Origin of the sequence: Sphingobacterium sp. Lzh-3, from assembly GCF_046764375.1 — a bacterium.
In the GTDB taxonomy this organism is placed as follows: Bacteria; Bacteroidota; Bacteroidia; order Sphingobacteriales; family Sphingobacteriaceae; genus Sphingobacterium.
Genome location: NZ_CP177226.1, coordinates 835,326 through 848,800, shown reverse-complemented (window position 1 = coordinate 848,800; position 13,475 = coordinate 835,326). Strand labels below are relative to the sequence as shown.

At 43.2% G+C, this 13,475-nt stretch carries 9 protein-coding genes; 5 read left to right on the top strand and 4 right to left on the bottom strand.

What is annotated here, in order from left to right:
- Positions 1–60 precede the first annotated feature (60 nt).
- The 3 genes from ACLCDV_RS03465 to ACLCDV_RS03455 are packed head-to-tail and all read left to right on the top strand — an operon-like array spanning position 61 to position 4,997.
- Positions 61–1,764 carry a RagB/SusD family nutrient uptake outer membrane protein gene (locus tag ACLCDV_RS03465; RefSeq protein ID WP_317668434.1) on the top strand — a complete coding sequence of 568 codons (1,704 nt, stop codon included), beginning with the start codon at positions 61–63 and terminating at the stop codon, positions 1,762–1,764.
- Positions 1,765–1,766: 2 nt separating this feature from the next.
- Positions 1,767–3,695, top strand: a complete 1,929-nt coding sequence (locus ACLCDV_RS03460) for a heparinase II/III family protein (RefSeq protein WP_317668435.1) — start codon at positions 1,767–1,769, stop codon at positions 3,693–3,695.
- Positions 3,696–3,740: 45 nt separating this feature from the next.
- A complete protein-coding gene (locus ACLCDV_RS03455) occupies positions 3,741–4,997 on the top strand; it encodes a glycoside hydrolase family 88 protein (protein WP_317668436.1) in 1,257 nt (418 codons plus the stop codon).
- A 67-nt stretch (positions 4,998–5,064) separates the two neighbouring features.
- Here ACLCDV_RS03455 and ACLCDV_RS03450 read toward each other — a convergent pair whose 3' ends face one another.
- Positions 5,065–7,167, bottom strand: coding sequence for a polysaccharide lyase 8 family protein (locus ACLCDV_RS03450; protein ID WP_317668437.1), 2,103 nt, complete (start codon positions 7,165–7,167; stop codon positions 5,065–5,067).
- Between the two features lie 20 nt (positions 7,168–7,187).
- The gene (locus ACLCDV_RS03445; RefSeq protein WP_317668438.1) at positions 7,188–8,597 is read right to left on the bottom strand and encodes a sulfatase-like hydrolase/transferase; all 1,410 of its coding nucleotides are present in this window, start codon (positions 8,595–8,597) and stop codon (positions 7,188–7,190) included.
- 110 nt (positions 8,598–8,707) lie between these two features.
- On the opposite strand from ACLCDV_RS03445, the gene ACLCDV_RS03440 reads away from it, so the two are divergent.
- Together ACLCDV_RS03440 and ACLCDV_RS03435 are read left to right on the top strand one after the other, a co-directional pair.
- Positions 8,708–9,358, top strand: a complete 651-nt coding sequence (locus ACLCDV_RS03440) for a hypothetical protein (RefSeq protein WP_317668439.1) — start codon at positions 8,708–8,710, stop codon at positions 9,356–9,358.
- 13 nt (positions 9,359–9,371) lie between these two features.
- Positions 9,372–10,454 (top strand): Gfo/Idh/MocA family oxidoreductase, encoded by a 1,083-nt coding sequence (locus tag ACLCDV_RS03435; protein WP_317668440.1) that lies wholly within the window; start codon positions 9,372–9,374, stop codon positions 10,452–10,454.
- Between the two features lie 108 nt (positions 10,455–10,562).
- On the opposite strand, the gene ACLCDV_RS03430 is transcribed toward ACLCDV_RS03435, so the two are convergent.
- Positions 10,563–11,807 (bottom strand): YdcF family protein, encoded by a 1,245-nt coding sequence (locus ACLCDV_RS03430; RefSeq protein ID WP_286778510.1) that lies wholly within the window; start codon positions 11,805–11,807, stop codon positions 10,563–10,565.
- A 17-nt stretch (positions 11,808–11,824) separates the two neighbouring features.
- Positions 11,825–13,345, bottom strand: a complete 1,521-nt coding sequence (locus ACLCDV_RS03425) for a RagB/SusD family nutrient uptake outer membrane protein (RefSeq protein WP_411972914.1) — start codon at positions 13,343–13,345, stop codon at positions 11,825–11,827.
- Positions 13,346–13,475: the final 130 nt, after the last annotated feature.

Below are 13,475 nucleotides of genomic sequence, written 5' to 3'. Positions count from 1 at the left end.
TGAGGAGGTGATTTAACACCTTTGAACATAAAACATATCATGAATAATTAATTAAACCTCATGAAAAAGATTTCACTACTCATAGCCGGATGCATTGCTTTATCATCTTGTTATAAGCTTGATACCAACCCCTACAGTCAGGTAAGTGCTAGCACATTCTGGCAGAATGAAGACCAGGCCTTAGCTGGCGTACTGGGCTGTTATAACGACTTAAAAAAAGAAGCCACCTTTGGCTTGCAATTTTCTTACGATGGACTTACCGATATTGGTCTGGGCTATGATCCTCCGGGTTTGGGCGAAGTGATCAGCGGTACTTTTACGGACCGTTCGCCCATTATTGTGGATAGATGGCAGGCAGGTTACGATCTTATCCAACGTTGTAATCATGCAATCGCGCATATCCAGCCCATGACCATAGACAAGGCCAAACAGGAGGGTTTTATTGCGGAAGCGAAGTTCTTACGTGCGCTCATGTACTTCCAGCTCACCAATCTATATGGCGCCTTGCCGATATACGATGAAACGGTCGACTTGAATAAAGATTTTGCTGATCTTAAAAATAGTCGGTCTTCGGTAGAAGATGTCAATAAGTTTATCCTCAATGACCTGAACTATGCGATTGAGAAATTGCCGGTAAGCTATGATGCAAAGTATTATGGCCGGGTCACCAAAGGAGCTGCGTATGCTTTGAGAGGGAAAGTAGCCCTTTACAATAAAGATTGGGCTGGAGCAATCCGGGATTTTGAAGAGATTGTTTACAACAAGACCAACACGTATGGCTATAGTTTAAACACAAGCTACTCGGCCTTATTCACCATGGATGGCGATCAATCGCCGGAGATGATTTTTGCCATTCAGAATATGGGTGGTACCGGATTCCCTTATGGTATGCCGATGGCCTTCTATATGGGAACGCGCTCAACCTTTGGTAGTGACTGGAACAACTGTATGCCGAGCACACGTCTTGCTGATCGCTACGAAAACCGCGATGGCAGTCCATTCAACTGGAATGATTATTTCCCCAACTATACAACCGATAATGCGGTCAAAAAACAGGCGATGGAGTCTACGCAATCTGGCGGAACGCTTACCAAAGTACCAGATACAGCAAAACTACGTCAGATCTATGCCAATCGCGATCCTCGGATGAATCAAACCTTGATCGTACCTTATTCGCATTATTTAGGATGGAATGCCAACAAAGAAAGAGATATGCAGCTGATATTGGCAACCGGTGTAAACGAAAACTTTGGTCAGATCCGCAACAATCGGGGCTGGTACACCTATCTATGGCGAAAATTTGTTCCTGAAGGGAACCTAAAAGGCGCCATTACCGATCGTGCACATACACCGATCAATTTCCCTATCATACGTTTGGGCGATGTACTGTTGATGCTTTCCGAAGCGTACAACGAGTCCAATCAATTGGACAAAGCGATTACTGAGCTTAACAAAGTGCGTACACGCTCTAAAATGCCGGCACTAAATAGTGGCAGTTCATTTTTAGTTGTCGGTAGCAAAGCGGATATGAGCAAACGTATTCAGCACGAACGCGCCGTAGAACTAGCAGGTGAAGGATGGCGTTATTTTGATCTTAAGCGCTGGAACCTTTTGGAAAGCGTCTCCAAAGACTACATCGAAAAAAGTATTACCGGAGACAATCTCGTAACCCGGGGTTACCAAAGCCGTCATAAGCTTTGGCCAATACCAGGGCAAGAGATTGAAATGAACCCGGCATTACTACCACAAAATCAAGATTGGTAATTATGAGAATTTATTTAATCTTACTATTTTTCCTTAGCAGTTTTTCTTTCCAAAGACTGCTAGGGAAAGATTTGAACCTGCTAACAGGAGCTTTTAAACAGGAGAACCTGAAAGCCAGCTTAGGTAAGGACAAATCTTGGGTTCCCTACCCGGCTTATTCCGACCGTTTAGCCTGGGATAAGCTGATGGCTCCCTTTAAAGAGCGTATTATAGAAAAGGGAAACGAGGCCCTGAACTACCAATGGCAGGTCGTCAAAGCAACCGACTACCTTGAATATGAGCGTTCAGGCAACCGCAGCATAATGGAAAAGCCAATGAACGAAAATTGTACTGCGCTGACCAACCTACTGTTGGCGGAGCTTGCAGAAGGACAGGGGCGCTTTGTTGACCAAATCCTAAACGGCAGTTGGCAATTGACGGAAATGGCAACATGGTCTCTCTCGGCACACCTGGGGGCCTTTCAGTCCAGTAAGCGATCATTGCCGCAACAGCGCATACAAGTAGTCGATCTGATGGCCGGTGATGTAGGCTCGCTGCTCTCCTGGGTTCATTATTTCTTCAGCGATACATTCAATACAATAAACCCCGAAATCAGTACCCGTCTAAAACAACAGATCCAACAACGCATTATACAGCCCTATTTGGATCGTAACGACATGTGGTGGCAGGCATTTGAACTCAAGGAAACACAGGTCGTCAATAACTGGAATCCATGGTGTAACTTTAATGTTCTTACGGCCTTGCTTTTGGTTGAGGACAATCCCGATATACAACTGGCGGGAATTTATAAGACAATGTCTTCCGTGGATCGCTTTATCAATTATGTCAAAACAGACGGTGCCTGCGAAGAGGGTCCCTCCTATTGGGGCCATGCTGCGGGCAAACTGTACGATTATCTAAAAATACTTGCGCTGGCCACCAAGGGCAAGATCAATATTTTTGATAAACCTGTAATTCGCGATATGGGTGAGTACATTGCACAATCCTATATTGGCGGAGATAAATGGGTCGTTAATTTTGCCGATGCTTCGGCAAAAGGTGGCGGCGATCCACTATTGATCTACCGTTATGGACAGGATGTCAATAGTAGCGAGATGATGCAATTTGCCCGATATATGGAAAATACCGGCGACAAAACTGCAAATTTCAAACCTTCAAGGGATATTTTTCGCGCCTTCGAAGACCTGAGATGCTATCCACAACTAGAGCGTGTTACCGCTGCACTCCCTCAAAATAATGCGAAGTGGTATCCGGAAACACAATTTATATACCTAAAAAAGGGTCCGTTTTTCTTCGCTGCCAAAGGTGGTTTCAATAATGAAAGTCACAACCATAACGATGTCGGGAGTTTTATCTTATACGAGGATCAACAACCACTGTTCATTGACGCCGGTGTCGGCACCTATACCAAAAAGACCTTTAGCGATGACAGATACAGTATCTGGACGATGCAGAGTGCTTACCATAATGTTCCGATGATCAATGGAGCCGACCAATCTTTTGGAAAGGAATATAAAGCTGAAAATGTAGCATTTCTGCCTGCACAAAATAGATTCCAACTTGATATTGGAAAAGCATATCCGAAGTCGGCGAATGTTGAACACTGGAATAGAAGTTACACCCTCGTACAAAATGGGCTGGACATTCAGGATGAGTTTAAAATCACAGGTCCTAAGCAGGCCAATATCATCCATTTTCTGGTTGCTCAGGAACCAAAAATTGGCAAAGGAGAAATCCGCCTCAATAATGGGCATGCAACCTTGTACTTTGATACCGGACAGTTCACAGCGAGCTACGATGTCATTCCTCAGGACGACTCCCGTTTGAGTCAGGTATGGGGTAAGGAACTCTATCGTATCAAACTCACCGCTAAAAGCATCAAATCCGCTGGAAAATACACCTTCACGATTCGCAAAGAGGCTATAAAATAAAAAGAATCGAGATTATTATGTAACTTACTAAGAATATAAGCCGTTATGAAAAAAAGAAAACCTGGTCTAAAAGCACTTTTTGTGATCACATCCAGTCTGATTGCACTGAGTTTTACAGATCAAAAACCAAGCTTTATTGACACAAGTTTTAAAGCTGCAGAAAAACAATATCAATTTTTAGAACAAGCAGCAGAAAAGCAGCACAAATTTCCACGCACATTGAGTCCTGCAGGAAAACTGGTAGGGACAGACGAATGGGATTGGACCGGCGGTTTCTTCCCAGGCTCACTGTGGTATATCTACAACCATACCCATAATAAAGAGACCGAAGCTGCGGCGATCAAATGGACAGAGGCGCTTGAAAAAGCCAAAGACCTGGATCAACATCATGATATTGGTTTTGTGATGTATTGTTCCTATGGCAATGCCATTAAATACCTCAAAGATCCCAAAAAGGTTGCCGCTTACAAGGATATCCTCATCCACTCGGCCAATACTGCGCTTAAACGTTATAATCCGCAGGTGGGCGTCATCAAATCATGGAACGAGAAGAAGTCCTGGGACGGCAAGACCCTATGGAAATATCCAGTTATTATCGACAACATGATGAACCTGGAAATGCTGTGTTATGTGTCCGACTTGACTGGAGATACCAAATATAAGGATGTGGCCATCAGTCATGCCACCCAAACCATGAAAAACCATTTTCGTAAAGACTACAGTACTTACCATGTTGTCGATTACGATGGCAATGGCCATGCTATCCACCAACAAACGAACCAAGGCTATGCCGACAATTCAACCTGGGCACGCGGTCAAGCCTGGGCTATTTATGGATTTACCATGATGTACCGGGAGACCAAAAAACCAGAATTTCTTAAAACGGCAAAAGCGGCGGCAAAGTTTTACATGACCCATCCGAATCTTCCAAAAGATAAAATTCCGTATTGGGATTTTAATGCCGGAAAGCCGGGGTATAAATCGGATGCTGATTTTTCTTCCTTGAAATTAAATTTTGTACCGCGCGATGCCTCAGCTGCAGCCATTGTTGCTTCTGCACTGATTGAACTCTCAACAATGACCACTGGCACCGAAAGCAAATCCTATTTGACATTTGCTCAAGAAAGTCTGCAAACACTATCAGGAAGTAGCTATTTTGCCAAATATGCAAGCAATGGCGGTTTCTTACTGCAGCATAGTGTCGGTAGCTTACCCCATCATTCGGAAATCGATGTTCCGCTGACCTATGCAGATTATTATTATCTGGAAGGCTTGACACGGTTGGAGCAGCTCAAAAAATAAAAATGCAAAGGGGAGATATTAAATATCTCCCCTTTGCATTTTTAAAAGTTTTCAAATTGTATTCGGGTTATTTCTTCCCGATCGTGACTGGGTAACTTACGGTACTCCCGGCGTATTCGCCCTGTGGAAGCGAAACCTCCAGCGATTGATTTACACGAAGCCGTTTATTGACGAGCTGAACCTTCACTGTTTTGGCTCTTTGCAGCGGATCTGCCACATCAAGCTGCATGCTCGTTGCTTCTCGTAGGTTCAATTGCATGATAGCAGGTTGATCGAGCTTTATAGACCAATCGCCCACTTGGTAGGTTCCTGCTTGATAACAAACAATTTGTAGAATCCGGCTCCCTTTATGCTCCACGGCCTGTATATCCGATGTATTCTGCCAAATTTTTAGCTGCTGCATTGCTTTTGTATCAACAGTTTTGGTACCAGGCACAACAATATACGCATAGCTCGCATTGTTTGGAGCAACAGCATGATCAAACCAAAGCTTGAAGACCTTTCCATGTACAACATCTTTGGAACGGGAACGGTTGATCCGGTACCAGGAACCAACCTGATCTTTGGTTGTCAATCCAACATTCATAGCTGCTGGAAAATAATACAGAACATTGTTATGGGTTATAAAATCGCCTACTTTGACAGATCTCTGTACTGAATCGAGTGCAGGCATTTCCTTTCCATTCCAGACAACGGGTCCATTCAGCCAGGTTTGGTTTAAGGTTGTTACCACAGCTTCTGGCGCAGCACAATGAATCCCAGCACCCAAACAAACAATTTCCCGATCGAAAAAGAACCAGGCTTTTTGAGCCCTGACCCCGTCGTACTGGACCGACATAGCTGAAGCCCCTGTCTTATCGTTGCTTACGCCGCCCGCAAAGTTATTTGCAGCAAGTGCTCCCCATTGTTCTTTCAATTCCAGGTCGCCCGGATAATCGCGTGTTGTCGTTCCAGGAATTTTATCCCATTCCCATACGGGCATAATATTATAATATTCGGGTCCAAATACCTGAATATTGGTCACACCATCAGACATATTGCGACCAAGAACGTTTTCTCCATTTCCAGACTCCGATTTATTGGTACGGCTACTGGCCAACCGAACATTAAAATGGAATTGCTTACGCAGATGAGTCGTGTAGTCTCCTTTCCAATAATGGCGGTGAGCCTCGATATGCTCAGCGTCAAAAGGCTGGAGGCTATCTAGTTTTGCTAGCGCTTTATTCCAAATAGTATCTTTGGCGGGATCAATCAACTTCATTTGTTGTAATATGGCGGTTTCCTGTGTTTTTCCCAAGATATTGGGGCGTGAGATCCCGCGACCATGTACATTAAAATCGATATAGCGCGAACGAATAATTGGCAGGTAGGTTTCTGTAAGAAAATGTTCAAAAAGGCCGAGTCTCTTCATGTCTACAGCATAAGGTGTCTCGCGCACATAGGCCATAACTTTTGAGATCCCCTTCAGAAATTCCTCCCCATAGCCTGCAATATATAATTGAGGGCCATGTTGTAAGTAAGAGAAATCGTATTGCAGTCCTTCCTTGCCATTCACGAGCTGTATTGGAAAAAGCAGCTGCTCCATAGCAGCAGCTAAAAGATTTTCATCTTCCAAGATCAATGCACGATAAAAATAGTGCATGGCAATATCACTTTTATTCGCCCCTGTTTTTGTGTAAGGATCGCCATGCTTCATCAGCTCAACAAGTGGAGTCTCTAGTGTAGTAGGAATTTTTTCCTTTCCAAATTTCATCAGGATAAGACAGACACCGATGGCTTTTGGCGAAGCGATCTCGTTATGCCACCAATTTGAAGACTCAAAACGATTATTTGCCCAATATTGTGCGGCAAGCAGGATTTTATCGTAAAGTGATTTTTGCTGATAAGATGCACTTTGTGGGGACACATAGGCAACAATAAGTGTCCTTAACCGATCCAAGTGTTCTCCCGGAGGCCAAAGCGATATTGACTTACTGCTGTAATCGATATCTGCCCAAGTACCGTCAGCACGCAGTTGATTACATAGACTTAACGTTTTATCTGCATCTGGCAATGGGCCACTTAACTCATCATCGTATACATGCTTTTTAATACGCACAAACGTATCGCTGTTCTGCGCCTTTGCCGTAACCAAGGCAAAGGACAATAAAAATAGGATTAGTCCTTTCATCTTTTTTTAGTATTCTTTACTTAAGGATATTGTCGTTCTGCGGCTCGTCCGACGACATCCATCCGGTGTTTCATCAGTTGATTTTGATCATTGTCCAATACAGAACTTAGCCATTTTGGATTCTCCAGTCCCTTTTCCCATTCCGTCAGTTTATGCAGCATCTCCCTTACACGCTCAGGATACTTCGTGGCCAGATTGTGTTGTTCACGAAGGTCATCCTTAAGATTGAACAATAATATTGGATCATCTTTAACCACAATCAGTTTCCACTCTCTGTGTCGCACAGCACGTGCAATCCCTCTACGCCAGAATAAATAGTCGTGTCCATTTTTCACATCCTTATAGGAAGAGAGCAAACTGATGCCATCGATTTGCTGACCCTGGATTTTCTTCCCTTTTATAGCGTCGATGCTGGTGGGTAAAATATCCATTCCCGATACCATGGCATCTGATGTTATCCCTTTCGGTAGCTTGGCAGGCCATTGCATGATAAGGGGAACCCGAATTCCACCCTCCCATTTCGATCCCTTTAAACCACGCAATTGCCCATTGTCTGCGCCATTATTTGTTGCCGCTCCATTATCATTCATAAAAATAATTAAGGTGTTTTCATAAAGTCCTTCTTGCTTTAAATGTTCGATCAGACGTCCAATATTTTCATCCATATTATCCAGCATAGCCAAGTAAGCACGTCGCAAAGGATCCGCTACATCTTTATACTTATCAATGGTCTTCAGGGGCGCTTCGACGGGTGTATGCACAGCATTGAAAGCTAAATACATAAAAAAAGGCTGGCTTCGATACTGTTGAATATACGCAATTGCTTTATTGGTCAATGTTTCAGTCAAATAATGAATAGAGTCTTCAGGGACGACACGTCGATCGTCATAAAGCAGCTGCGTTGGCTTCACGGCTCCATGGATTGGGAAGTAAGGCCGGTCACCACCAATAAAACCATAGAAATGGTCAAACCCACGTTTCAATGGATTAAATTGTGGACCATCCCCCTGATGCCATTTGCCAATCGCTACAGTTTTATAGCCGTTATACTTCATGAAGTCAGCAATGGTGGCTACCTGCGTATCCATTCCGATATCTTCCGGTGCGACACCCGCAGTCGGGCGTTTCGAAATATTATGTTCAAAACCAAAGCGCTGCTGGTAGCGGCCAGAAAGTAAGCCCGCCCGGGAAGGAGCGCATACTGAAGCTGAGGCATAGGCCGACTGAAAACGCACGCCATTTTTCGCAAGTGCATCAATATTTGGAGTGTAGACCTCCCTACCGCCGTAACAACCAAAATCATCATAACCTCCATCGTCGCTCAGGATGACAATAACGTTAGGATGTTGCTGTCCGAATACAGGAATCCCAAACCTAAAGAGTATATTCACAAGAGTTAATATACTATAGCAAGTAAATCGGTAGATCATAACATTAGATTTATCCTTAAATGTATCGTTAAATGTATAGGATTTTTTGTTAAAAAACCGCAAACGATTTCGTTAGGCTATTTTTAGACAATTAAAAATAAAGGTCAGAGATGAAAACAGATGAAAAAAAATTGGTCGGTACACTTGCTCATTTTTTGGTCAGTGATTCGGATGGCACTGCATTAAGGTCATTTTTGTATTCATTGACCTATCAGCCCAGTACCATTAGAACCGAACTCGTTCAATTGTTGAACAAATGGCAAAACAAAGCTACTGAAACAGTATTTCCTGGGGAGGACCTCTGGACGGATTTTAAACAACTTGTGGAGAGCAATCCCGATCTCGGCGTGGCTATGATTGATGGCTGTAGCATCAACGATATTGCAAGTTTTTACGAAGAAATCAATGCCGTCTACATGTCCAGCGAAAGCTGGAAGATAGGAAGCCTAGACGGCTTTGACGATTTGCTTTACGGTGGATTTGGGACCTTCAAAGACGCCAATTCACATTGTATTGTTTGGAAGGATATTGCACACAGCAGGGCATCATTGGGCGTTGAAACAACTTTGGCCTATTATTGGGGGAAACTTGGAGCAGAATCACCGTTCAATCAAACGCATTTTCAAAAGAAATTCGATGAGCTAAAAGCTGGTCGTGGAGAAACCTATTTTGACATTGTTGCCGATATCATCCAATCGCACCGCAAAGTAACCTGGATTTACAACGGGTATCCTCAGCACAAATCGGTATATTTATACTAACTAAACTTAACATATGAAGCATCTTATCCGCCTAGTTTTCCTGCTCCTATTCTTCCAACAAGTTGCACTGGCCAGTGAGCGACTTAAAGTTGCTGTTGCAGGGCTCAACCATGACCACGTATTCTTGCTTTTAAATTTATATAAGGATAAAAAAGTCGATATTATCGGTATTGCCGAACCGAATCAAACCTTATCAAACAAAATACGGTCACAGTATAATTTACCTGACGCAATCTTCTACCATGACTTACCCAGCTTATTGAAACAGGTCAAGCCGGATGCGGTACTGGCCTACAATCCAACCAATGAGCATATCGACGTCGCAGAGACCTGTCTCCCGCTTAAGATCCCAGTAATGGTAGAGAAACCTCTTGCGACGACTCTTTCTGACGCAAAACGTATTGCATTTTTGTCCAAACAGTTCGAAACACCCTTTTTGGTAAATTACGAAACGACCTGGTATAAAAGCAATCAACAACTGAAGCAGCTGGTCGACCAGGGTGAAATTGGAAAAATCACACGTATACTTGTAAAAGACGGGCACGAAGGACCTAAAGAAATTGGCTGTAGCAATTACTTCCTCGACTGGCTTACTGATCCGAAAAAAAATGGGGGCGGTGCAGTGATGGATTTTGGCTGTTATGGCGCCAATCTGATGACCTGGCTCAAAAATGGAGAAAGGCCAATTTCAGTGACAGCCTTTACACAACAGCTCAAGCCTGAGGTTTATCCAAAAGTCGATGACAACGCTACAATCATACTAAGCTACCGTGACGGCAGCACGGGCATTATTCAAGCTTCTTGGGCTTGGCCATACAGTGTTAAAGATCTGCAGGTTTTTGGCACAAAAGCTCAGCTCTACGCTAAAAACGATAAAGAGCTTCTAAAATACAAACAGCAGAATGATCCACCTACACCTGTACCGACTACGATCCCCTATTTTGAGAACCATATTGCCTATCTGGAACAGGTTCTGAAAGATGCCATGCCACCAGAAAATGATCTCGGATCGATCAATAATAATATCACTGTGGTCGAAATCCTTGAAGCGGCAAAACGCTCGGCTAAAGAAGGAAAATCCATTGTTTTAAAATAAAAAGGTCCGTAGCTTGCAATGCTGCGGACCTTTTTCATGCCCTCCCATAAGCCATAGACAAAGCCGATCTGCTCAGTTAATAGATTAGCAATCGGCCTAGTTAGTTGGCTAAGGGTCTAAGGGTTCATCAGGATCGATCGTATAGGCCTCTTCTTTTGCCTTGAACTCGATGATCACATCTGAAATTCGTTTACCCAATATATAGGGAATATACCCCAATTCACGCATACAACGATCGCCCATCTTTTCCACCGCATCAATATGCACTTTACTACTGTTAACGATGGCGTATTTATCTTTCGGAAAACCATAATTTAACAGGATACGTGCTGTATTACGCAAATTTGTGGTCGTATGTCGCGCATGTGGATCAATCAATATTGCCGCTTCAGGTACTCCCATAACCTCGATCAGATACTTTTTCATTTCTATTGCCTCAATAAAGTGAGTCTTATAGGGATGTACTTTACCGCCAGACAACACAATAAAAGGGGCCAATTTTTCAAAGTAGCTTCGGGCTGCCATCCGCGCACGTAACATTCCACCTGGACTAATAGGCTGTCCATACACCTCGGGGCCTGCACCTAAGGTCAGCAACAGACTATAGGGATAGCTTGCGAAATCGGTATTTTTGACCGCTTCGTAAGCTTTCTTGTTTTCGAGTTCAATCAGCGGCTCTAGTTGTGCCGCGTCCCATCGCTCATTAATTTCCAACAAGCGTACCGCAGTCATCATGGTCAAAAAAAATGCCGTTTTATGTGTTGGAATATCCTTGCGTATGTCTTGGCGAACATCGTCCAAAAGATGAAGGTAGGCCGCACGTTTTACATCGAAAGAGATCGAATCTATTTTGGGGTAATTGGGACTTTTACCTCCTCCATAGACGTCCACCACATAATTCATTGCCTTTAAATCCTGTTTCAAGGCTTTCGTAAAATAGGCCTTTGCCGTCTCATGATGCAACACACCATAGGTCATTGATGGAATAAGATTAGCCTGAACAAGCTGGTCCAATTTCTTGTTATGACCAATTTGCTCCGCCAATTGTTCTGCCAACAGGTCAATTTCGTTATCCTGCCATTTGAAGGCATTCAAATAGCACATGAGATCAGGACAACTGGCGCTGTTGTTAAAACGTTCGAACCGTTTTTCCAACACCTGTGCGATCGGCTTGGAGTTCACGAGCTCCTGTATAAGGACTGGATCTTTTAAGAGCAAATAGGATGCATAATAATTCTTCTTGATCAGCCAATCCTGTGGACCAACAGGCATATTGTTTACTTGACCTTTGGAAATATGCAGGCAGCATATTCCCAAGGTAAGTAACAAGATCTTTCTGATATTTTTTATCATAGCTATTCAATTGCAGATTAATATCCAGGGTTTTGATACATACGTGCCGGATCCAGCTTATATTCATCAAAAGGAATTGGATAGTATCGATCTTTTGTCGAGATATTGGAGATTTTAGCATTTCCATAATCAGCCTGGCTCTTCGTTTTGAAATAAGTTACCAGTTCTTGTGCATTATAATTACGGATCAAATCAAACCAACGTTGGTTTTCAAATGCCAGTTCTACACGGCGTTCATGCAATATGGCCTCCTTTAAGGTTGGATATTTACTACGATAAGCCGTATTCAACATGGAAGTAGCATACGAAGGCAATCCTGCACGTTCACGTACCTGATCCAAAAGCGCAATAGCTTCCCCATCTTTGCCCAAGTGATATTTTGCTTCTGCCAACAACAGCATCACATCGGCGTAACGGATCAATATCCAGTCGTTTCCGCCCCAACCATTGGTACCGGCAGCGTCACTATTATCTCTAAATTTGGTTACAAACCAATCGTTAACTTGGGTATTCGCTGCAAACTTTACCGAAAAGCCTTTTCGGATATCGTCTTGCTCATAATCTTTAATCAGATCTAGTTTTGCTACCTCACCAGCACCTGTAGAGTTATAGCGTGAGTTGATGGTCTCTCCTCTCGCCTGGTAATTACGGGCAATACTCGAGCTATAGTTTTGGTCACCTTGTTTGTACTGAATCTGAAAAACAAGTTCTTTACAGCTATTTTTCTTGGTCACATCGAAAACATCCGCATAGGGGATTTCGTTCAGTTTGCCAAAAGTTCGCATTTGGTAGGCCGCATTGAGGTACTGTTCTGCCTTCGCAAAATTTTCTGCACTCCCCGACGTCTGCGTCGCTCCCAACGTTAAGTATACTTGTCCCAAAATTGCATTAATAGCCGATTTAGATGCTCTGCCAATGACGTAATCTTTCTGTGTATTGGGAAGATTGCTGGACAATGCCTCTGTCAAATCCTTAATGATCTGTTCGTACACAACCGACTCTTTTTGCCGAAAAGCCAATTCATTTGCTTGCTCTTTACTGGTCACCTGTACCGTAGATAATGGAATATCTCCGAATTTACGTACCATATGGAAATATAACAATGCACGAACGAATTTCGCTTCCGAAATATAACGGCCTTTTAATTCTGCACTTGTAAAGCTCACATCGTCGACATGTGACAGAACCACATTACAGCGGCTGATTGCCGCATACATAGCCGACCAATGAGTCTTTAGATAGGTATTGCTTGGCAGCAACGAAAAGTCATTGAATTGGAATGGCTCCCCGGCGTTGGATTGGTTATCATTACGTCCACTATTATCCGAACGTTCCTCATTATACAATGTACTGGATTCACCGATCGTACTTCCCGAACGAAGGGACTGGTAAAGACCGTTAACCGCCAAGAGCACATCATTTTCTGACTTGAAGTAATCATCGATCGTAACGGCATTGGGATTTTTCTGATTTAAAAAATCTTTGGTACATGAAGACAATGCCAACAAAACAAAGGGTAATATATATCTTTTTTTCATCCTGTTATTTTTTTATTTTTCATCAGCCCACGAAACTGCAAAGAGCAGTCTGTAGGACTATTTTTACAATACTGGAGCTATTAACACGGGGCTGTCCTTGATATTCCTACGCACAACAGCTCCTCGATCC